Raw genomic sequence first — 22,564 nt, forward strand, 5'->3', positions numbered from 1 at the left:
AAAAAACGTTCTAAAAACATAAAAAATAGATAAAATATCTATATTTGGTAACAACGAAACACTCTAAAAACTATCCGTTGAAGTTATCACACCCTAAATCCAGATCATGAAAATCTTTAAATCCCTACTGACTCTTATCGTATTCCTAAGTGCTCATAGTCTTTTTGCGCAATACACCGAAGTGATTAACTCCAACAGACCTGGCATGTCCAGAAGTGCTTTTTCCGTCGGAACAAATGTGCTTCAGTTTGAGGTCGGCCCTTACTATGTGAAAGAGAAACGCACACCGCTTCCAAAAACAGAGGTTTCCGGTTTGGGCGTTGATTTTTCGGCACGTTATGGATTGTTTTTTGAACAATTGGAGGTTAACATTGAAGGGAATTATCAGAATGATACTCGTACAGTTTTTTCTTCTTCCGCTTCCGAAACCAAGCGTTCCAACTTTAAATATTTAACAGTCGGTGCTAAATATTTGATTTTTGACCCCTATAAAAATGAAGAAGCCAATAAACCTAATTTATACAGCTGGAAGGCTAATCACAGTTTTCGTTGGAAATCCTTAATACCAGCGGTTGCTGTTTATGCGGGTGCTCATTATGACTATAGCCCTAATTCTTATACTGCCCCGGGCATTGAAGGATTTAGCCCGAAAGTAATGATTGCCACACAGAACAATTTTAACGGAGGTTGGGTTTTTGTTATGAATTTAAGCAAAGACCGTATTGGAACGGACCAATCCGATTTCACTTACATATTGACCCTTACCCACTCCTTTAGTCCGCAGTGGGTAGTTTTTGGGGAAACCCAAGGTATTCAAAGCGATTTTTACGCAGATAACCTTTTTAGGGTTGGTGGAGCTTATTTATGGGACAAGAATTTTCAATTGGATACGGCATTGACCTTTAATACAAAAGATACGCCGTCCGTACTGAATGTAACTTTCGGGGCTTCATATCGATTTGATTTCCATAAAGATAAAGAAATTGATAACGGCAATAACGCTGAGGAAGAAGCAAAACGTCAATCTAGACGAAATGGAGGCAAACCAAAGAAACTCAAGAAAAAGCGTAAAAAAGATGATACACCACCCCAGGAAAAACAAAGAAAACAACAACGTGAAGACGAGGATTTCGGCTAACCAATTGAAAAGTATTCAATGATTTCGATTAAAGAAGTAACCACCAAAAGGGATTTAAAGGCATTTGTAAAGTTTCCATTTAAACTTTATAAGGACTCCAAGTATTGGACCCCGCCCATTATCAGTCAAGAAATGAAAACTTTTGATAAGAATGAGAATCCGGTATTCATGGACGCCAATGCCCAGTTGTTTTTAGCCTATCGGAACAATGAAATTGTTGGCCGCGTGGCCGCCATCGTGAATTGGCTGGAGGTAAAAAAGCAAAATGAAAGGCGAATGCGCTTTGGCTGGTTTGATTTTATCGATGATTTGGAAGTATCTCAAGCTTTATTTGACAGGGTTGAAAACATTGGAAAAGCCCATGATCTAGAGTTTATTGAAGGGCCTTTGGGGTTTTCAAATCTTGACAAGGTAGGTGTTATTGACGAAGGGTACGAGGCTTTGAGTCCAATGGTAACCTGGTACAACCACCCCTACTACATTAAGCATTATGAAGCCGCAGGATATTGCATCGAAAAAGCTTATGTAGAAAGTAGATTTGAATTTTCCAACGTAAAGCCAGAAACCTTTTTAAAGGCGAACGAACTGATAAAAAAACGATATCAATTAAAACCCTTGAATTTTACCAAAACCCACGAGGTTATGCCTTATGTGGATGGAATGTTTGACCTTTTTAACGAAACCTACGCCAGTTTATCTTCTTTTGTTGAAATCACGGATATTCAAAAGGATTATTTTAAAAAGAAATTCATAAGTTTTGTAAATCCTGAGTACATTAAGTTTATTTTGGACAAAGACGATAAGCCTATCGCATTTGCTGTAGTGATGCCATCCTTTGCAAAAGCGCTACAAAAAGCTAAAGGAAAGCTGTTCCCGTTTGGATTTATGCATATCTTAAGGGCAAAGAAAAACAGCAAGGAGGCCATTTTTTATTTGATTGGCATTCATCCAGACTACCAAAACAAGGGAGTGCATGCACTTATATTTAACGAGTATTATAACACATTAACCGCAAAAGGGGTAAAGACCTGCTACAGGACTCCAGAATTGGCTGACAATATTGCCATCCGTCAAATATGGAAACACTTTAACCCGGAGATTTTTAGAAAAAGAAAAACCTATAGAAAAGAATTGAAATAAAAAAGTCCGATTTATTACAAACCGGACTCTTTATAATTCCTCTTTTTTATAAGCTAGTCTCCCATAGCCGCAATTACGGCCGCTGAAAGGCGCTTGTATGTTCCATTTCTAAGTCTATCCCTTATAGCATCAAATGCATCCAAGGTTTCTTTAACATCTTCCAAAGTATGAGTAGCTGTTGGAATCATTCTCAAAAGAATCAATCCTTTAGGAATCACCGGATACACCACGATAGAACAGAATATACCGTAATTTTCACGTAAATCCTTCACCAACGCCATAGCTTCAGGAATACTTCCTTTCAAGTAGACAGGGGTGACACAACTTTGCGTAGTACCAATATCAAAGCCTCTTTCCTTTAAACCGGATTGCAGCGCGTCCACAATTTTCCATAAGTTTTGTTTTAGCTCTGGCATGGTTTTTAACATCTCTAAACGTTTTAATGCCCCAACAACCAATTGCATTTGCAATGATTTGGCAAACATCTGAGAGCGCAAGTTGTATTTAAGGTAGTCGATAATTTCTTGGTCACCAGCAATAAATGCGCCAGTACTTGCCATTGATTTTGCGAAAGTTGCAAAATACACATCAATACCATCCTGTACACCTTGCTCCTCGCCCGCTCCAGCACCAGTTTTACCTAAAGTGCCAAATCCGTGGGCATCATCAACAAAAAATCTAAACTTAAATTTTTTCTTAAGTTCAACGATTTCCTTCAAACGGCCTTGCTCTCCTCTCATACCGAACACACCTTCAGAAATCACCAAAATACCTCCTCCTGTTTGTTCTGCTAGTTTGGTGGCACGTTCCAAGTTTTTCTCCAGGCTATCCACGTCGTTATGCTTATAGGTGAACCGTTTTCCCATATGCAAACGTACGCCGTCAATAATACAAGCGTGCGCATCGACATCATAAACGATAATATCATCCTTGGCTACCAAAGCATCAATGGTGGACACCATGCCCTGATATCCAAAATTTAAAAGATAAGCGGCTTCCTTATTCACAAAGGCAGCAAGTTCGTCTTGAAGTTTTTCGTGTAAATCCGTATGACCGGACATCATACGGGCGCCCATTGGGTAAGCCGAACCGTATTGTGCAGCGGCGGCGGCATCAACCTTTCTTACCTCGGGATGGTTGGCAAGCCCCAAATAGTCATTAATACTCCATGTAATTACTTCTTTCCCCTGAAATTTCATTCTATTTGAAATCTCTCCTTCCAATTTTGGAAACACAAAATAACCTTCGGCTTGAGAGGCCCATTTGCCCAATGGCCCTTTATCCTTGTAAATCTTATCAAATAAATCTTTCATCTAATCCAATTAATGAATACCAAAAAAAACCAAAAAGGCGTTACAGTGTCACCAATTTGTACTCCAAACGATATGGGACCACTGATTTTAGGTATGGAATTTAATTCTTAGTTAGTTGGTGCAAAATTAAATATTTATCTGATTTCACCATAATATTTGCGATTCAATTATTGACAAAATAAAAAAAGAAGCGGTTTTTTGTATGTTTTACAAAAAACCGCTTCTAAGAACTTATTCAATATTCTTATTTTATGTATTGTATCTTCTGCGAAGCTTCTTCATTAATGCTATCGAAAAAGCCTTGGTCACTCATCCATTTATCACAATATACTTTACTCATGTATCGGGAACCGTGATCCGGGAAGATAACAACTATATAATCTCCTTTTTTAAACCTTTTTTCCTCCCCCAATTGTTTGATAGCCTGTGTTACTGCGCCAGAAGTATAGCCTACAAACATGCCTTCGGTCCTTGCAATTTCCCGCGCTGTGTGTGCACTGTCTTCATCATTAACTTTAACGAATTCATCTATCAGATCAAAATCTGTTGCCGATGGAATGAGGTTTTTACCCAATCCTTCAATACGATACGGGTATATCTCCTTTTCATCAAACTCTCTAGTTTCGTGGTATTTTTTAATCACGGAACCAAAAGCATCAACTCCAATAACTTTTATATCTGGGTTCTTTTCTTTCAAATATTTTGCAGTACCCGAAATCGTTCCTCCAGTACCGCTACAAGCCACCAAATGGGTTAATTTTCCTTCCGTTTGCTCCCAAATTTCGGGGCCGGTCGAATGGTAATGCGCATCAATATTCAATTGATTGAAATATTGGTTAATGTACACCGAACCCTTTATTTCCTGATGTAGTCGCTTTGCAACTTCATAGTAAGAACGTGGGTCGTCAGCACTAACATGGGCTGGACAAACATATACCTTAGCTCCCATAGTTTTCAACATATCAATCTTATCTGCCGAGGATTTAGAGCTTACCGCCAAAATACATTCATAGCCTTTTATGATACTTACCATAGCCAAGCTAAAACCTGTATTGCCAGACGTAGTTTCAATAATGGTGTCGCCAGGTTTTAAAATGCCTTGCTTCTCGGCCTGTTCAATGATATAGAGTGCTATCCTGTCTTTGGAAGATTGACCTGGATTATAGGATTCTACCTTGGCGTAGAAATTCCCTTTTAGTTTTGAAGTGATTCTATTAAGCTTAATAAGCGGGGTATTGCCTACCAAATCTAATACATTTTCAAAAACCTTTCTTCGATGTTTCATAAATGTAATTTATAAGCTACTTAAATTTAATCAAAAAATTAAGTCCCATAAAACTTGGCAAAAGTACGCAATTTTTTTTATAAGGCATTATCTTTTTTCTAAATCTAATAAAAAGGCATATTCACGTGCTACCTCCTTTAAACTCTCAAATCTTCCTGATGCGCCCCCATGCCCTGAGTCCATATCCGTGTGCAACAACAGAAGGTTGGAATCCGTCTTCAACTCGCGGAGTTTAGCCACCCACTTGGCTGGCTCCCAGTACTGAACCTGTGAGTCGTGCAGGCCTGTGGTTACAAGCATATTGGGATATCCTTTTGCTTCCACATTATCATAAGGGGAATAGGATTTCATATATTCATAATACTCGGGCTCATTGGGGTTTCCCCATTCGTCGTATTCCCCCGTTGTTAATGGGATGCTATCGTCCAACATTGTAGTAACAACGTCTACAAATGGGACCGCAGAAATTACCCCGTGATACAATTTCGCAGTCATGTTGATAATTGCTCCCATAAGCATACCCCCAGCCGACCCCCCATAGGCATAGAGTTGCTTTTCCGAAGTATAGCCTTCTGATATCAAATGCTTTGAGCAGTCTATAAAATCTGTAAAGGTATTTTTTTTGGACAGTAGTTTACCCGTTTCATACCAGTTTCTGCCGAGATATTCGCCACCGCGAACATGAGCAATGGCGTAAACGAAACCTCTGTCCAAAAGGCTTAGGCGAATACTGGAAAAAGACGGGTCGATAGTATGCCCATAGGAACCATATGCGTACTGCAACAATGGGTTCTTTCCATTCAATTTAATACCCTTTCTATACACCAACGAAATTGGGACTTTTACTCCATCTCTGGCCGTAGCCCAAATGCGCTTGGATTCGTAATTCTCCTTATTAAACTTTCCTCCGAGTACTTCCTGCTCCTTTTTTACAACACTCTTTCGGGTTTTAAAATCGTAATCAATAATCGAGCTTGGAGTGGTTAATGAATTATAACTATAGCGCAACGTACCGCTCTCAAAATCAGGATTGTTGCCAATGTATGCGTTATATGTTTCGCTTTCAAAGGGCAAATAATAGTCCTCTTTGCCATCCCAACTCATAATCCTGATATTATTCAATCCATTTTCACGCTCATCCACTACCAAATAATCCTTGAAAATCTCTATGTCCTCCACTAAAACCGCTTCCCGATGGGGTATCAAATCTTCCCAATTGGATTTATGTGTGACATTTTCAGAGGCTTTACAAACCTTGAAATTGGTGGCGCCATCAGCATTTGTAATGATGTAAAAACTATCCTCATAATGGGCAATGGAATACTCCAAATCCTTTGTTCGTTCCTGAAATATTCTGAATCCCCCATCAGGGTTATTGGCATCTAAAATTCTATATTCCGTACTTAAGGTACTGGAGGAACCAATTATGATATACTTTTTGGATTTGGATTTGTAAACAAATGTGTTGAAAGTTTCGTCCTTTTCATGAAAAACCTCCACATCGTCCTTTGTGTCCGTACCCAAAACGTGCCTAAAAATTTTGAAAGACCTTAAGGTCTCTGCATCCTTCTTCGCGTAAAAAAAAGTTTTGTTGTCATTGGCCCAAGCAATACTCCCTGTAGTGTTCTCAATAATATCCGGAAGCACCGAACCATTTTTAAGATTCTTAATTTGAATACGATATTGTCTTCTGCTTAAAGTATCAGTTGAATATGCAGCTAAACTGTTATCATTGCTGATTGAAATGCCTCCAAGCTTGAAAAACGCAAATTCCTTTGCCATTTCATTGCAATCGAATAGGATGTCTTCTGGAGCCTCTAAAGTTTCTTTTTTTCTTGCATAAATAGGATAACCTTTGTTCTCCTCAAAACGCGTTTGGTACCAATAACCGTTAAGCTTATAAGGCACCGAGCTGTCATTTTCCTTTATCCTCCCCTTCATTTCCTCAAACAATTGCTTTTGAAAAACCTCAGTATGAAGCATTTTGGATTTTGTGTAGGCGTTCTCTGCCTTTAAATAATTGATAACATCGTTGTTTTCCCTATCGTTTAGCCAATAATAATTATCAATTCGAATATCCCCGTGAATACTTAATTCCTTAGGTATTTTCTTCGCCTTTGGAGCCTTGATTTTTGTAGCTGTTTCTGCCATTTCAGTTTTTTCTTTGCAAGAATGGGCTAAAATAGTGGTTAAGATTAAAATAACGAGGCATTTTTTCACTTTAGTGTTTTATTGCTAATAGTTGTTCCTAATTTTAATAGTTTTGCAAAGCGAAACATAAAACGAATTTACGCATGTTTGGAGATATGATGAATATGATGGGTAAACTAAAGGAAACCCAAAAAAAAGTTGAGGAAGCAAAGAAACGTTTGGATACCGTTTTGGTGGACGAAAGCAGTAATGACGGAAAATTGAAAGTTACTTTAACGGCTAACAGAAGCATAAAATCTATCGAAATTGACAATGAATTGCTTGAAGACAAAGAGCAGTTAGAGGACTATCTAATTTTGACTTTGAACAAAGCGATTGAAAAAGCCACAAAAGTTAATGAAACTGAATTGGCGGCCGTTGCTAAGGAAGGTATGCCCAATATTCCTGGAATGGATTTGTTTAAATAAGGCATTGCTCACAAATTTTTAAACTCGTTTAGGAGCTTTTTATGCATGGGGCCAGTATAGTCCAAATGCGTAACTATTCTTAACTTTCCATCTCCCATTTCAATAACTAAAATATTCTTTTCTTTTAGTTTTTCAACAAATTTTTTGTCTCCCACATCATCATTTAGTTCAAAAATCACAATATTGGTTTCAACTGGGTAAACAGATTTTACTGCTGATTGTTTTGACAGAACTTCCCCAATTTCTTTGGCTTTTTGATGGTCTTCCACCAATCGTTGAAAATTATGGTCTAAAGCATAAAGAGCCGCTCCGGCTAAATAACCCGCTTGCCTCATATTTCCTCCAAATATCTTTCGAATTCTAATGGCATCTCTCATTATTACCTCGTCACCAACTAAAATAGAACCAACGGGGCACCCAAGACCCTTACTAAAGCACAGGGAAATAGTATCGAATACTTTGCCGTAAGGCTCCGTTGTTTCATTTTTTGCGATGAGGGCATTCCACAAACGTGCGCCATCCAAATGCAATCCTAGTTGATGGTTATCACAAACCTTTCTGATTTTCAAAATTTCATGGAAATCCCAGCAGGCTCCTCCTCCTTTATTTGTTGTGTTTTCAATCTCTACTAAGCTCGTTTTACTGTAATAATATGCGTCAGGGTTTATAGCTTCTTCAACCTGCTTAGCGGTGAACCTCCCCTTTTCTCCATCGATTAGCTTACAGGACACGCCACTATTAAAGGAAGCGCCCCCTGATTCATAGTTAAAGATATGCGCATATTTATCACAAATTATTTGATCACCTGGATTGGTATTTAGTTTAATGGCTGTTTGGTTGGCCATAGTGCCGCTAGGAAAAAACAGTGCTTTGTCTTTTCCAAACATCTTTGCAATTCTTTCTTCCAAAAAATTTACTGTAGGATCTTCCCTAAAGACATCATCTCCTACCCTTGCTTGCCACATTGCTTCAAGCATGGCTTTGGATGGTTTTGTAACCGTATCGCTTCTTAAGTCTATAATCATTTGTTATGCAATTCTTTATATTTTGACTTAAAATTATCAGTCATTAAACAGTATATAATTTCTTATCTATGAAGAAAATCATTGTCTTTTTAAAACTGATTATTTCCCTCTGTTCATTTTTGATTTCATAAAAAACTGTTTTGCCGAATTGGTGACTGAAAAACTTTTGGAATATAGCACAATAAACGTTCCCGAAAAAATTAATGTGCATACCGAGAAGCCCTGCTATCCGCTTGATTGAACCATTTGGTTTTCCGGCTATCTTATGGACGGGTCAAACCCATGACATTTTATTGGTTTTTTTATGAAAATGATGTCAGATCTAAACTAGGCCAATTATTCATTTTGTAAAACCTTTTAAGGAAAGAAGAAATCAACCCAAATACCTGAAATACAAATATTTACGGTTTTTACACAATCTTGTTGTTAAGAATTCCCACGTCGAACCTCGTCCAAAAACCACCTCCCGTTGCCTGCGGAAAGACACTATTTGTCCGACAAAACGGCATTTAATCTATTGAACCTGAAAAAGTTGACGTTTATCTATTAATCGAAAATATATTGGTTTTAACAAAAAATTAGTAGGACAAATTATTGATTTCATAATTTTGGACGAGTTTACTATTAATCAAATCAAACACATACTTAATTATGAAAAAAAATCTATTATTGTTACTTTGTGTAACTTTTTTAGTCTTCGCGTGTAAAAGTGAAAGCGTAGAAGAGCAAGAACAAGAACAAGCTGCGGCAGCCACGGAAGAGGTGGAAATGATTACTGACGAGGATGGTTTAACACCAGACGGTGAGGAAGACTTAACTCTTATCATTGATGAAGAGAGTGAAAACTTCAATCGAAGCGAAAACATGGGTACTACTTTTAGCGTTGGCATGTCTAGCAACTCATCTAAAAGCGGTACTGCCAAGTTGCTAAGAGAATGTAAAGTAATTGATGCAGATAGAGACCCATGGGGTGCTCAGGAGCCAACAGCCAACTTTTGGTGGTCCAAGACAGCCGACGGTTCTGACTACTTTGACCCATCTACCTATTTTTCTACCAAAGACGACCACAAACTTAGATTTTATGAGTACGATAATGGTACTGCAAATATTAAAGGAACTACTGTTTATGGCACATGTGTTGTTACAGTAAATGTTTGGCTTAAGAACAAGAAGTCATGGGCTGAATGGTCTGCAGATGGCGGTGGCCATAAAAAAGAAGGTACTGCAGGAGATGCTTCAAATTCTGAAGATATGCACTTCTATGTTATAGATCATAAGAAAAGTACAATTATAGCCGAAGGTGGTGATTGTGTGCAAGAAGGTACATTTGGTGTAGAGCAAAGACCTGACCCTAACGATGACAATACGCCGAACTACGGTGTTCATATTGGTCCAGGTGGTGCAAACTATGACTCACATGTTGGTGCGCACGGATTGGCCGGATGGGGATGGTTAATCGATAAAGTGACTTGCGAGCGCTTATGGTTAATAGACTTTAACTTCAGATTGGACTGCGAAACTGTTGAAGAATGCAAGCCTTGTAAAGGTGATGTTGATAAATTGACCTTGAAATTCAACTGGTGCAAGAAGAAACGTGTGAAGGTTTTCCAAAAGTTGAACAATTCTTGCAGAGGAGCCAAAATCTTTGATGGATATCTTAAACCAGGAGAAGAGTTTATGATTGAAGGTGCCAATCATGATGGTTCATTTGGCAAGTATGTTTACTTCTATATTAACAATTGTTATTACACCAAAATCAACACAAACTGTTGGACAAAAATTGGCCCTGGCTACAAAAGAGGTGTATTCAAAGTTGTAAGCGGTACTAGCACGCAAGGTGGAGAACTTTGCGAGTACGAACCACCCAAAAAGAAATACTGGTGCTGGTGGTAGAAATGCCATAGCTACAATTCACAAAAGTGATAATTAAAAAGAGGCTACCAGATTTGGTAGCCTCTTCTTTATTTAATGCTGAATAAGTTTACAAAATGAAGCGCAAATAAACTTCCATTATCTAGTTTTAAAGAATATACTTTTTACTGACAAAATAAGATATAACAGTTTTTTATTATTAATAACAAAAGTCAGGACACGATACTTAGGCGAATTGTACGTTTCGCCTATAAAATAAGACAGAGGGAAAGCATCTTCACGCTTTAAGTCTTCTATCTTTGCTTTAATATCCTTTATGGGGAAATGCTTTGCAATCATATCTGTAATATTGAAAAAGCTGAGCACATCCCTTCTAAACTTTAAATTCCTAATCACACCGTCATTTTTTTCGGCAGATTCTGCATTTAGGCATTTAATCAAGCCATTCATGCTTAAAGCAGCGGCATGGAAGTTATTGACTCTTTTTGAAATAATTTCATAATCATCGCTCCTCATCAGAGAGTCAGGCGTTAAAACATAACGATGAATCTCATTCGGTAATACAGTCATTTTTTTTGCCCCTAAAAATAAGGTTGTAGTGAACATGACATCTGCACTGTACTGATTATCATTAAAAAAAGTACCCTTTTCTTCCAAAAGATCTCGCTTAACAAAGTACCACCAAATCGCAAATGTATAGTGAGGATTGGCTTCCAGAAATTCTGTACCAGTGGTAACGGTTGAACTTTTAGGGTCAATCGTCTCCGTCAACTCGAATTCATCTAGTTCTACAGTATCATTAGATTTGAACCCTATAATGTCCAGATCATTATTTTCGGCTATAGCCAGAAGATCGCCCAAACAATGGTGTACAATGTAATCATCCGCATCAAGGTTATAAATATAGTCGCCTTTGGCTAATTTCAAAAGCCTATTCCTTGTAGTAAAGGTTCCAGCATTTTTTTGAAGTACTAGGGATATGTTAGTATACTTTTTAGCGTAATCTTGAACTATTTCTACGCTTTTGTCCGAAGACTCATCGTCTATGATAATAATTTCATAGTCTTCCTTGGGAAGGTTTTGTATAAGCAAGCTATCCAAACAATTCCCAATAAGCTCTTCAGAATTATACATAGGGATTAAAATACTAAGTTTCATAGACTTTTTTTTTCTAGCCGTAAAAATAAGAGTTAAAAAATAAAGTATTACATAAACACTCTAAACATGCAAGAAACAATCATATATAACGATTCGATAATACTACAAGGCGTTAATATGTAAATTACACACAATATGAAATTAAACTCAAAAGAGCAAAAACGCTTAATTTTGAAACCTAATTAAGTTGCGGTTCAATACAAATCGCAGTGGATACAAAGCAAGGTAGTACAAATACTTATGATTGAATAGATAAGTAACCAATTTATGGCTCTTTGAAAAAGATTTTTCCCCTTTAAAAGATGTCATTGGGTAGGCTTTTATAGATTTTAAGTCTTTTAAAGTACTGTCAATTCGAGTAATTGGAACATTCAACCTCAGATATTTTTTTAGCATAAAGTATACATTAATATCACTCCAAAACTTCATGCTATCAATGATTCCGTCATAAATGGGATCATTCTTCATTGACAATTCTGACGACATGTTTTGTAACTGATGTACTAACCCCTTATGGTACTCAACCATCTTTCTCAAATGACTAGAACTGCTATTGTTCATAGCGGAAGTTGGTACTTGTAAATAACGGTGCACGTCCATGGGTACAAAAGCAAATTTCTTGGCCGCCGTAAATACACGTAGTGTAAAAGGCGTATCCGAAAAGGGATTGCTCCCCATTTCAAAGGTGACGTTATTTTTATCAATAAAGCTACGTTTTAGCAAATACCAATTTACACCTAGCCTTGGGTTGTTAGCCTTGGCCCAATATTCAGGTCCAGAACAAATTTCGATTTCAGGAATTTCCTTTTCCCACCTTGGACGATACATATCCATTTTTTCGGTATCAAAAGATTCAAAACCTAAAACGTCAAGGTCATTTTGTATTGCAATTTCCAAAAGTGTTCCCAATGAATTATGGGTAAGGTAGTCGTCACTATCTATCTTATAAATGTAGTCGCCTTTGGCCAGTTTCATTAACCTGTTTCGAGTAGCTGTAAAACCAGCATTTTCCTGGTGGTGCAATACAATGTTAGACGAATTTCTGGAAAGCGACCTAACAACATCAGCGCCTTTGTCTGAAGAACCATCATCTAAAACTATTATCTCATAGTCATCAGTGTCAATGTCCTGATGAATCAAGGTGCCTAGGCAGTTCCCTATGTACTTTTCAGCGTTGTACATTGGAATTAAAACACTTAGTTTCATAATACGAAGAATTTAACTCTAAGCTGGGATTTGATGCCTAAATTACTTAGGATATGGCATTTATTGGTTGTTCAAAATTACACCTAATTTTTGTAAGTAAGCAATCCTTGGCAAGGAAATTTAAAGCAAATCTAAAGTTTTTCGTTTGACAGAAGATATTATCGATAAATAGAAATTCTGTTCGGATAAGTCATATAAACGGTATTGATATAGAACAATTTATCATTTTAACTTACAGATTGAAAACTATTCTTTGAAGGTTGGAGCTACACCAATATTTTACTTTTATAACCATGATCAATCTCAATTAAGAAAACAAAAGTATTAATCGTTATTAGTGTTACATTTATTATCTTCTCGTGCAACAAGAAGAACCTTTAAATTCAAGAAGAACTCTCAATTTCTGCATTAAAAAGCTAAGGCAAAATAGTCCAAGCTTTTTTTGTTGTAGCCAAGCAATTTTAGTTTTAAATTTGACAAAAATTTTATAATGATAACATCCGATCAAATCAAAGATCTAAATACCCGCCTTGACAAACTAAGGCACTATCTTTGACATAGATGCCAAACTGATTGAAATACAAAACGAAGAAGAGCAAACCTTCGATCCTAATTTCTGGAACGACCCAAAATCAGCGGAAGCTGTAATGAAATCCCTAAGGGTAAAGAAAAAATGGGTTCAGGATTATAAAGATGTCAAAACTTTAATCGAAGATCTTGAAGTCATTTATGAGTTCTTCAAAGAAGGGGAATCTACCCAAGAGGACGTTGAAAATCGTTATAGCAAAGCATCCAATCTTTTGGAGGATATAGAATTCCGCAACATGCTTTCGGAAGAAGGCGATAGCTTAAGTGCAGTACTCCAAATTACGGCCGGTGCCGGTGGTACCGAAAGTTGCGACTGGGCCAGTATGCTGATGCGTATGTATTTGATGTATGCCGAAAAGAACAGCTTTAAAATGAAGGAACTCAACTTTCAGGAAGGCGATGTGGCCGGTATAAAAACAGTGACTTTGGAGATTGAGGGCGATTTTGCTTTCGGTTGGTTAAAAGGCGAAAATGGCGTGCATCGCCTAGTGCGTATCTCCCCTTTTGACAGTAACGCGAAACGCCATACCAGTTTTGCTTCGGTGTATGTCTATCCCCTTGTGGATGACACTATCGAAATAGAAATCAATCCTGCCGATATTGAAATAACCACTGCACGTTCAAGCGGGGCTGGTGGGCAAAATGTCAATAAAGTCGAAACCAAAGTGCAGTTGACCCACAAACCAACGGGCATTCAAATTTCGTGTTCTGAAACACGATCACAACACGATAACAGAACAAGGGCCATGCAAATGCTAAAATCGCAACTGTATGAAATTGAACTTCAAAAACAATTGTCGCAACGCGATGACATTGAAGCCAGTAAGATGAAAATTGAATGGGGCAGTCAAATCCGAAACTATGTAATGCACCCTTATAAATTGGTGAAAGACGTGAGAACCAATCACGAAACTGGAAATGTGGATGCCGTTATGAACGGAGATATTGATGCCTTTTTAAAAGCATATTTAATGATGATGGGACAAAAAGAAGAAGATACTTCCCAACTATGAGAAACATAAATACTGTAATTTTCGATTTGGGCGGGGTATTGATCGACTGGAATCCCGAATACGTGTTCCTCGATGCTTTTGAAGGGGACACAACAAAAATGCAATGGTTTTTAAACAACATCTGCACCATGGCCTGGAACGAGAACCAAGATGCTGGTTATCCGTTGGAAAAAGCTACTACAGACCTTGTTGAAAAGTTTCCAGAGCACGAAAAGTATATTAGAATGTACTATGGTGAATGGGAAAAGATGCTAGGTGGTCCGATTGGAGGATGCGTTTCCATTCTTAATTCATTGGTTGACAATAAAGACTATAAAGTTGTTGCACTGACCAATTGGAGCAGTGAAACGTTCCCAATTGCCAAAAAGCGATATGAATTTTTAAGTTGGTTTGAGGGCATCGTAGTCTCTGGAGAAGAAAAAACACGGAAACCCTTTAAGGAAATTTATCAGATCGCGATACAAAGATTTGACCTAATTCCTGAAAAAACGGTTTTTATTGATGACAATATCCTCAATATTGAAGCCGCCAATGCACTCGGTATTAAGGGCATTCATTTTAAAAACCCTGCACAACTCATTTCAGAACTAGAGAAGTATAACATTCAATTATCATGATAAAAATATACCACAATAATCGTTGCAGTAAATCAAGAAACGGTCTGGAAATTATAGAAAAATCAGGGAAGGAATTTGAAATAGTGAAATACCTTGAGGATGTTCCCTCTGAAGTTGAATTAAAAGATATTATAGCCCTTCTGGGCATAAAACCTATTGAACTGGTCAGAAAAAACGAGGCAATTTGGAAATCTGAATTTAAAGGAAAGGAACTTTCGGACAATCAAATTATTGAGGCTATGGTTCAGTATCCGAAATTGATCGAGCGTCCTATTATTATTAACGGTAAAAAAGCTGTTGTAGGTAGGCCTCCTGAGCGTATTTTAGATATTATTTAAAATAAATCTACCTGAAATTTAGTTCAACAATTTTTAATCTCACTAATAATCTTAGCGGATAGAGCATCAAGAAAAAGAGAGATTTGTTGTTAAAAAACTTGGTAGTAAGCTCATGCCTTTTAGAAAAGCACTTGTCGCCAGTAAAATTCTCCATAGGATAGGCATCCACATCTTCTAGTTCTTTTAGTATAAGATTTATCTTTGGTATGGAAATATTGACGTAAAGGAACTTCTGAAATAGAAAATAAACATTTACATCACTCCAAAATTTTAAACTTTCGATCATTCCCGAAAATCTTGGTCGCCTTTTTTCCTCAAGCTCATCGGAAATATCACGTAATTTATAAACAAGTGCCTTGCGCTTAAATATCCTTCTTTTCAAATGATTTACGTTCCTGTTATTTGATCCTGAAGAAGGCACCTGCACATACCTGTGAATTACATTGGGCAGATTTGTAAATCTTTCTACCAAGGCAAACAATTGAAACGTAAATGGAGTATCACACATTGGGTTGTCTTCTAGTTCAAACGTTCTATTATTCTTTACCAAAAATTCTCGGTTTACAATATACCAATTAGCACCTGAGCGTGGGTTTTTAGCTTGCGCCCAATATTCAACACCTGTCTGTACTTCAATGTTTTCCACATCAATTTCATCACCAAATTGATAAAGATCCAATTGCTCGGTTTCACAGGAATCAAAACCCAATACCTCCAGGTTTCTTTCTTCCATTATTCTTAAAAGCGTTCCAAAAGTGTGATGGGCCACGTAGTCATCACTATCAATTTTGTAAATATACTTACCCGTTGCCAACTCTAGAAGCCTGTTACTAGTTACCGTAATACCGGCATTACTTTGCCTGTGAAGTTTTATGTTCTCAGTTTTCTTGATATAAGATTGAACTACTGAAGCACTATTATCTGTAGAACCATCGTCGATAACGATGATTTCATAGTCCTTGGGGTCGACATCTTGTTGGATTAAACTTTCCAGGCAGTTACCAATATACTTTTCAGTATTGTACATTGGAATTAGAATACTTAGGAGCATACAATCTTTTTTGCCAAGATATCGTTAACCTGTGGATTAGATAAATAATTTCGACGAGAAGCTGAAATCCACTGAATATCAGGTTGTTTTTGTAAGTATCGAGGTACAAAAAAAGGAAACCATAATGGTTTCCTTTTTTATATTTTTAATGAAAAAGTTTCTAACTTTATAAACGTTGCGCTTTCTTTTCCTCTCTTCTTTCTTTCAAACGCTCAATTAAAGAACCACCGATCCAGTAAGGAATTACGAAAGTCAATAAAAAAATCATTAGCCAAAATCCAATGGTCAAAATGGTTAAAAACGCTAAAAATCCTAAATATTGGTCAAATTCGAACATAATTGTTAATGCCTTTAAAAAAATCTTTAGGCAAAGATAATGCAAAGGTTATTCTTATACAATATCAAAATTAAATTTATTAACAAGCTTTTCAACTAGTCTAAATTCGGCTGTGGTGTCATCCGCAAATAAGGCTTTACTTCCTTATGCCCTTTAGGGAAAAGACTTGGGATATCCTCTGTGGCCACCGCTGGCACCACAACGACATCCTCGCCATGCTTCCAATTTGCAGGCGTTGCCACTTTATGATAGGCAGTTAATTGCAATGAATCGATAACTCGAAGTAGTTCTTCAAAATTTCGTCCCGTAGACGCTGGGTAGGTAATTGTAAGCTTCACCTTTTTATCAGCGCCAATTACGAATACCGACCGCACCGTATGCTTACTATCCGCATTCGGGTGAATCATATCATAAAGTTGAGACACTTTTCTGTCTTCATCTGCAATAATTGGAAAATTGACAGAAGTGTTTTGCGTTTCGTTAATATCCTTAATCCAACCTTTGTGGTCTTCAATTCCATCGACGCTCAAAGCGACTACTTTTACGTTTCGCTTCGCAAACTCGTCTTTATATTTCGCTACCGTACCTAATTCCGTGGTGCACACTGGTGTATAATCTGCCGGGTGCGAAAATAAAATACCCCAACTACCCCCTAGCCATTCATGAAAATTGATTTGTCCTTCGGTGGAATTTGCTGTAAAGTTTGGTGCTTCGTCACCTAATCTAATTGTTGCCATGATATTTTTGTTTAGTTATTTTTAAAAAATTTTAATCCAACTAATTTAATGGATTTTACTGTTTTGAAGCAATTAAATTCGTTATTTTAATGTTAAAAGAGCCCTAAAAACTAACAATTATCATACGATAAAACCGTACAAAAAAACTAACTTTGTGGCTTACTTTTAATATCCAAAATAATGAGTTTCAGAATAGAAAAAGACACCATGGGCGAGGTAAAAGTGCCTGCCGATAAATTATGGGGAGCACAAACGGAACGTTCCAGAAACAATTTTAAAATTGGCCCACCGGCTTCCATGCCTCTGGAAGTTGTTTACGGTTTTGCCTACTTAAAAAAAGCGGCGGCATATACAAATTGCGAATTGGGCGTATTGCCAATTGAAAAAAGGGATTTGATCGCAAAGGTTTGTGATGAAATTTTAGACGGCAAGCATGATGACCAATTTCCTTTGGTGATATGGCAAACGGGTTCCGGAACTCAAAGCAACATGAACGTTAACGAGGTGATTGCCAATAGGGCCCATCAATTAGCTGGAAAGGTAATTGGTGAAGGTGAAAAAACCATTCAGCCTAATGATGATGTTAACAAATCTCAATCCTCAAACGACACCTTCCCTACTGGCATGCACATTGCCGCCTATAAAAAGGTAGTTGAAACTACAATTCCCGGGGTAAATCAACTTAGAAATACGTTGAACAAAAAATCGGAAGCCTTTAAGGACGTTGTGAAAATCGGTAGAACTCATTTAATGGATGCCACGCCCCTAACTTTGGGACAGGAAATATCTGGATACGTTGCTCAATTGGATCACGGCATTAAGGCATTAGAAAATACTTTGGGGCACTTAAGCGAATTAGCCTTAGGGGGTACGGCCGTAGGAACAGGGTTAAACACACCAAAGGGCTACAGTAAACGCGTGGCTGAATATATTGCCGAATTCACTGGGTTGCCATTTGTAACAGCTCCTAACAAATTTGAAGCACTTGCTGCGCACGATGCCTTAGTTGAAACACATGGGGCGCTAAAACAGTTAGCCGTTTCATTAAATAAAATTGCAAACGATATCAGAATGATGGCTTCGGGCCCACGTTCAGGTATTGGAGAAATCATTATTCCCGCCAACGAACCCGGTAGTTCTATCATGCCCGGAAAAGTGAATCCCACTCAATGCGAAGCATTAACAATGGTATGTGCTCAGGTTATTGGAAACGATGTAGCTGTTACTGTGGGAGGAACTCAAGGGCATTATGAGTTGAATGTTTTTAAGCCTGTTATGGCAGCCAATGTACTACAATCAGCTCAGCTTATTGGAGATGCGTGCGTAAGTTTTGATGTAAACTGCGCAGTTGGTATTGAACCAAATCATGCTGTGATTAAACAGTTATTGAATAATTCACTCATGTTGGTTACAGCTCTAAATACGAAAATTGGATACTATAAAGCTGCTGAAATTGCCAATACAGCGCACAAAAATGGCACTACTCTGAGAGAAGAAGCCATTAAGCTCGGTTACGTCACGGCTGAAGATTATGATGAGTGGGTAAAACCTGAGGATATGGTTGGAAGTATGAAGTAACCAAAATTATAAGATAAAAAATAAAAAGCAGGTAATTTAATTACCTGCTTTTTTTGGTTGGTTAGCTATTAATCCTCCTAAATCACATACTTCTAAGAAGACATCCAGGCAAAGATATAACTAACCGATCTTTTAAAAATTAACAATTGTTAATATTATAATTCTTTCAACTTTTTTCTTATTCTACTCAACTGGACGGCTGTGATGCTTAAGTAAGAAGCGATATGATATTGAGGAACTAAAACATCAATATTTGGAATATCTTTTTTCAATTTTTGATATCTTTGAGTGGCATCAAGAGAAATTAGCTCCAATTGGCGTTTTTCGTACCTCATGAATACCTGCTCCAGAATTCTACTGTACAGATTATTCACCTCAATATCCCGTTCGCACAAGGCCTGTAATTTATAATAGTCTATTTCATAAACCTTACAGGCTGTGATGGTTTCGTAAACAATCTCCGAAGGCACTTTTTTAATTAGTGCGGATAGCGAACCAGCAAAACTCATCGGAAAGAAAAAACTTTTGTTGTGTTCCTTTCCAGACTCTGAGGTAATATAGGCTCGCATTACGCCAGAGGTAAGTAAATAAATTTTTGAGGGTACCTTTCCGAATTCGGCCACTTGAATATCCGCTTCAAATTTCCTAAACTTGGATATATTTTGAAGTTTGGCGAAAGTCTCTTTTGATACGTCACCAAAAGAGTTTAAAAAGTTAAACTGCTTTTGCACGGGTTAGGGTTGGGTTGGTCCATGCAAGATAGGCGATGTTTTCAGAATTAAGAAAAATAATCTATCACTGGTCATTATTTGCCAATGAAACATAAAAAAAGCCCAAAAGCAATAACTTTTGGGCCTTATATTGAAATTTATAGGGTAATTACTTCAAAGTAAATTCAGACGTTGAAACTAAGTCCTTTTGATTGAAAACGTTCACCACATAACGACCTTTTTCAAATTTGTCATCACCTTTTGAGGCTACAAACTCACAAACATTTAAGTTGGAGTTTTCGTAATTAAACTTGCTTACCACACTGTAGTTTAAAGTTTTTTCTCCAAAAACAACTTGTTCGTTGGCTCCTAAAGTATTGTTTTTAGGATCGATTACCTGAACATAAAGCTCTTGGTCTCCAGCCTGTACTAATGGGTTTTTAGCAACTGTAAAGCACACTCTGATTTTATCTGCTCGGCCAGCACGCTCGGTTGGGATCAATTTACCCGAAGTTCTTTCAATAACTCCAAAACCTTTTAAATCCACCGTGTTTAGAATTGAGGCATTTTCAACAACCTCGGCAAGGGCGGTATTTTGTACCAATAGGGAGTCAGTGAACATCGTACGCTCTTCCAATCTTACTCTTGTACTATCCAAAGAAGTAGCTAGATATGAATTCTCTACTCTCAAAGAATCATTTTGAGCTAGCAATACATCCATCTCCTTTTGAAGTGCCCTGTACTTGGTTTTGTAGCGCCACAGGCTTTTCACATTTGTTTCGGAGATTCTCAAGGAATCAATCAATCCTTGGATACGATCACGCGCATCAATTAAATTTTTATTGGCAATTTCATTTTCACCAATGGCCTCATCATATTGCTTTGCCATGGCGTTCAAATCGTTCATTACCAATTGTTTTTCTTCCGTTAATTCTTTTTTAGTTTCGTTGCTTTCCTTATACAGATTCATTGTATAAAAACCGGTAGCTAAGAAAAAAACCAATGCTACTCCTAAAGCTATCTTTAACCCAGTATTACTTTTGCTGTTTTCCATAATTATTATTGTTTTTAGTTTTTAAACAGGACCATTGTTGAAGTCCTGATTGTTGTTAATTGGTTGAAAGATGTTTTTGTTTGAATCTTTCACAAGCATATACGCATAACTACTTAGTTTAGATGTCTTTACGCTAGAAGTATTGGAGGTTTAAAATTTAATTGATTGAATTTCAATACTTTAAATATTGAAATTCATCGATTAAAATTTTGTTAAATGATAATAGTGTTGGATAAAGTAAAAATACTTATATTTACATAAGTACTTATATAAATATATATGTAAAATGGATGCGCTACAAGGTTTTGGTGAATTGGGGTTAGGATCACGGTTAAAACGAATCAGTGAGTACCTTATGAAGGAAGGCCAATTGATATACGATCATTTTGAGATCGATTTTGACCCATACCTATTTCCTGTCTTTAAACTGATAAGTCAGAAAGACGGTATTACCAATACTGAAATTTATAATGCGCTAAGCCTCACCCAGCCAGCAATAACTCAATCCATAAACAAACTGACAAGGAAGGGATTGATTGACTTTGAAAATCACGATACCGATAAACGGAAAAAAATCATCCACCTTTCAACAAAAGGAAAAAAGCTTTTAAAACAATTGCAACCGATTTGGAAAAGCATCGATTCGGTCATTAAAGAATTCAGCATGGAAAGGTCTACATCATTAATTGCTCATTTAAACAGCTTTGAAAATAAAATTAAAGCACAATCCTTCAGCAAAACTGTAATAGAAAGCCTAGGTAACCAACAGCATAGCCTCCAAATTTCAACATTTCAAAATACGGAGGCAGAAAAAAAGGCCTTTTACAATTTAAACGAGGAATGGCTACGCACCTTTTTTTATGTGGAACCGTTTGATGAGGAAGTATTGAGCAAGCCAGATAAGCACATTATAGACAAAGGAGGGCACATATTTTTTGCGAAATTGAATGGCGAAATAGTTGGCACAGTTGCGTTAATGCCATTGCCAAAACAAAACACATTTGAATTGACGAAAATGGCAGTATCCCCAAAACATCGTGGCCAAAACATAGGGCAACAATTGATGGTGTACTGCCTAGAATTTGCGAAAAAAATGGGGCTACCCAATCTGATTCTGTACTCCAGTAGAAAATTGGAAAACGCTATTTACATTTATCGAAAATATGGGTTTGTTGAAATTCCTGTGGAAGCAGATTGTCATTATAAAAGATGTGATATCAAAATGGAAGTGTTGTTTTAATTGAGTTCTTCTAAATGGATCTCTAGTTTTTCACAGTAATCTCTATTTTCAGAACATAAAACGCTTAATGTCTCTATCAAAAGTTGGTTTAATTCTTCATTATTCCGATCAATTTGGTGAGCCAATGAAAATTCCGAAAAAGCGCCTTCCGTGTTTCCGATAGCCAATCGGTCTATACCGGAATTCATTAAAAAACTAAAAGCATTAGTATTCTCTATTCTATTACTATGCTCAACCATTGTATTAAGATTTTTTTGGTAGTGATTAAATCTCAAACAAAATATCACACTAATAAATGCGATCAGTAAAATAAAAAGTAGCTTAATTAAACCACTCTCAATGCTGTTTTCAGGTTTATGGGATTTTAGCTTAAATTCTCTGCGGTCTTCGGTCAGTGGAGTAAATGAAGGAACGCTACCGTGCTTTACAAAAGGCTTCTTTGGCTTCCTTTTGTGCACATAACTTTGCATCCCAAAACCCATGTACCCAAACATAATTTACTTTATGATATAGGTATATGTTTTTGGGAAAATGTTACTCAATAAG

21 protein-coding genes are annotated in these 22,564 nt (G+C 37.1%); 9 read left to right on the forward strand and 12 right to left on the reverse strand.

Annotation, left to right across the window (positions count from 1 at the left end):
* The first annotated feature begins 106 nt into the window (after positions 1 to 106).
* Both H7U19_RS11400 and H7U19_RS11405 read left to right on the forward strand, forming a co-directional pair.
* Complete coding sequence (locus H7U19_RS11400) at positions 107 to 1,138, forward strand: transporter (protein WP_186562431.1); 1,032 nt, start codon at positions 107 to 109, stop codon at positions 1,136 to 1,138.
* A gap of 18 nt (positions 1,139 to 1,156) precedes the next feature.
* The gene (locus H7U19_RS11405) at positions 1,157 to 2,278 is read left to right on the forward strand and encodes a GTP cyclohydrolase (protein ID WP_186562433.1); all 1,122 of its coding nucleotides are present in this window, start codon (positions 1,157 to 1,159) and stop codon (positions 2,276 to 2,278) included.
* A gap of 53 nt (positions 2,279 to 2,331) precedes the next feature.
* Here H7U19_RS11405 and capB read toward each other — a convergent pair whose 3' ends face one another.
* From capB to H7U19_RS11420, 3 genes are all read right to left on the reverse strand, one after another.
* Entirely contained in the window at positions 2,332 to 3,591 is a 1,260-nt protein-coding gene (gene capB, locus H7U19_RS11410; RefSeq protein WP_186562435.1) for a cysteate-C-fatty acyltransferase, read from the reverse strand.
* A gap of 244 nt (positions 3,592 to 3,835) precedes the next feature.
* Positions 3,836 to 4,876 (reverse strand): cysteate synthase, encoded by a 1,041-nt coding sequence (gene capA / locus H7U19_RS11415; protein WP_186562437.1) that lies wholly within the window; start codon positions 4,874 to 4,876, stop codon positions 3,836 to 3,838.
* A gap of 87 nt (positions 4,877 to 4,963) precedes the next feature.
* Positions 4,964 to 7,027 carry a S9 family peptidase gene (locus H7U19_RS11420; protein ID WP_186562439.1) on the reverse strand — a complete coding sequence of 688 codons (2,064 nt, stop codon included), beginning with the start codon at positions 7,025 to 7,027 and terminating at the stop codon, positions 4,964 to 4,966.
* A gap of 143 nt (positions 7,028 to 7,170) precedes the next feature.
* Between H7U19_RS11420 and H7U19_RS11425 the strand changes: the two genes are divergently transcribed.
* On the forward strand, positions 7,171 to 7,494 hold the full coding sequence (locus tag H7U19_RS11425) for a YbaB/EbfC family nucleoid-associated protein (RefSeq protein ID WP_186562441.1): 324 nt from the start codon (positions 7,171 to 7,173) through the stop codon (positions 7,492 to 7,494).
* 8 nt (positions 7,495 to 7,502) lie between these two features.
* Here H7U19_RS11425 and H7U19_RS11430 read toward each other — a convergent pair whose 3' ends face one another.
* On the reverse strand, positions 7,503 to 8,519 hold the full coding sequence (locus H7U19_RS11430) for a threonine aldolase family protein (RefSeq protein ID WP_186562443.1): 1,017 nt from the start codon (positions 8,517 to 8,519) through the stop codon (positions 7,503 to 7,505).
* Positions 8,520 to 9,170: 651 nt separating this feature from the next.
* On the opposite strand from H7U19_RS11430, the gene H7U19_RS11435 reads away from it, so the two are divergent.
* Positions 9,171 to 10,412, forward strand: a complete 1,242-nt coding sequence (locus H7U19_RS11435) for a hypothetical protein (protein ID WP_186562445.1) — start codon at positions 9,171 to 9,173, stop codon at positions 10,410 to 10,412.
* Between the two features lie 117 nt (positions 10,413 to 10,529).
* On the opposite strand, the gene H7U19_RS11440 is transcribed toward H7U19_RS11435, so the two are convergent.
* The gene (locus tag H7U19_RS11440; RefSeq protein ID WP_186562447.1) at positions 10,530 to 11,549 is read right to left on the reverse strand and encodes a glycosyltransferase; all 1,020 of its coding nucleotides are present in this window, start codon (positions 11,547 to 11,549) and stop codon (positions 10,530 to 10,532) included.
* Between the two features lie 165 nt (positions 11,550 to 11,714).
* Positions 11,715 to 12,755, reverse strand: coding sequence for a glycosyltransferase (locus H7U19_RS11445; protein ID WP_186562449.1), 1,041 nt, complete (start codon positions 12,753 to 12,755; stop codon positions 11,715 to 11,717).
* A gap of 490 nt (positions 12,756 to 13,245) precedes the next feature.
* On the opposite strand from H7U19_RS11445, the gene prfB reads away from it, so the two are divergent.
* The 3 genes from prfB to arsC all read left to right on the forward strand — a co-directional run bounded on the left by prfB (position 13,246) and on the right by arsC (position 15,311).
* A protein-coding gene (gene prfB, locus H7U19_RS11450; protein WP_186562451.1) for a peptide chain release factor 2 occupies positions 13,246 to 14,356 on the forward strand; the annotation gives its coding sequence in 2 pieces (ribosomal slippage) (positions 13,246 to 13,308 and positions 13,310 to 14,356; 1,110 coding nt in all).
* Positions 14,353 to 14,973: an HAD family hydrolase gene (locus tag H7U19_RS11455; protein ID WP_186562453.1), complete on the forward strand. Its 621-nt coding sequence runs from the start codon at positions 14,353 to 14,355 to the stop codon at positions 14,971 to 14,973. Before prfB ends, H7U19_RS11455 begins: the two co-directional genes overlap by 4 nt.
* Positions 14,970 to 15,311 carry an arsenate reductase (glutaredoxin) gene (gene arsC / locus H7U19_RS11460; protein ID WP_186562455.1) on the forward strand — a complete coding sequence of 114 codons (342 nt, stop codon included), beginning with the start codon at positions 14,970 to 14,972 and terminating at the stop codon, positions 15,309 to 15,311. The genes H7U19_RS11455 and arsC overlap by 4 nt, the downstream gene beginning before the upstream one ends.
* 7 nt (positions 15,312 to 15,318) lie before the next feature.
* Here arsC and H7U19_RS11465 read toward each other — a convergent pair whose 3' ends face one another.
* The 3 genes from H7U19_RS11465 to H7U19_RS11475 all read right to left on the reverse strand — a co-directional run bounded on the left by H7U19_RS11465 (position 15,319) and on the right by H7U19_RS11475 (position 17,436).
* Complete coding sequence (locus tag H7U19_RS11465; protein ID WP_186562457.1) at positions 15,319 to 16,362, reverse strand: glycosyltransferase family 2 protein; 1,044 nt, start codon at positions 16,360 to 16,362, stop codon at positions 15,319 to 15,321.
* Between the two features lie 166 nt (positions 16,363 to 16,528).
* Entirely contained in the window at positions 16,529 to 16,699 is a 171-nt protein-coding gene (locus H7U19_RS11470) for a hypothetical protein (RefSeq protein WP_186562459.1), read from the reverse strand.
* Positions 16,700 to 16,794: 95 nt separating this feature from the next.
* A complete protein-coding gene (locus tag H7U19_RS11475) occupies positions 16,795 to 17,436 on the reverse strand; it encodes a peroxiredoxin (RefSeq protein WP_186562461.1) in 642 nt (213 codons plus the stop codon).
* Positions 17,437 to 17,616: 180 nt separating this feature from the next.
* Between H7U19_RS11475 and fumC the strand changes: the two genes are divergently transcribed.
* Entirely contained in the window at positions 17,617 to 19,014 is a 1,398-nt protein-coding gene (gene fumC / locus H7U19_RS11480) for a class II fumarate hydratase (RefSeq protein WP_186562463.1), read from the forward strand.
* 155 nt (positions 19,015 to 19,169) lie between these two features.
* Here the strand turns inward: fumC and H7U19_RS11485 are convergent, their stop codons facing one another.
* A complete protein-coding gene (locus H7U19_RS11485; RefSeq protein WP_186562465.1) occupies positions 19,170 to 19,745 on the reverse strand; it encodes a cyclic nucleotide-binding domain-containing protein in 576 nt (191 codons plus the stop codon).
* A gap of 148 nt (positions 19,746 to 19,893) precedes the next feature.
* Positions 19,894 to 20,778, reverse strand: a complete 885-nt coding sequence (locus tag H7U19_RS11490) for a chromosome partitioning protein ParA (RefSeq protein WP_186562467.1) — start codon at positions 20,776 to 20,778, stop codon at positions 19,894 to 19,896.
* A 286-nt stretch (positions 20,779 to 21,064) separates the two neighbouring features.
* On the opposite strand from H7U19_RS11490, the gene H7U19_RS11495 reads away from it, so the two are divergent.
* Positions 21,065 to 22,018 carry a bifunctional helix-turn-helix transcriptional regulator/GNAT family N-acetyltransferase gene (locus H7U19_RS11495; protein WP_186562469.1) on the forward strand — a complete coding sequence of 318 codons (954 nt, stop codon included), beginning with the start codon at positions 21,065 to 21,067 and terminating at the stop codon, positions 22,016 to 22,018.
* On the opposite strand, the gene H7U19_RS11500 is transcribed toward H7U19_RS11495, so the two are convergent.
* Entirely contained in the window at positions 22,015 to 22,512 is a 498-nt protein-coding gene (locus H7U19_RS11500) for a hypothetical protein (RefSeq protein WP_186562471.1), read from the reverse strand. The two genes, H7U19_RS11495 and H7U19_RS11500, sit on opposite strands and share 4 nt — an antisense overlap.
* Between the last annotated feature and the right edge of the window lie 52 nt (positions 22,513 to 22,564).

The sequence above is a fragment of the Hyunsoonleella aquatilis genome (assembly GCF_014270105.1).
Classification (GTDB): domain Bacteria; phylum Bacteroidota; class Bacteroidia; order Flavobacteriales; family Flavobacteriaceae; genus Jejuia; species Jejuia aquatilis.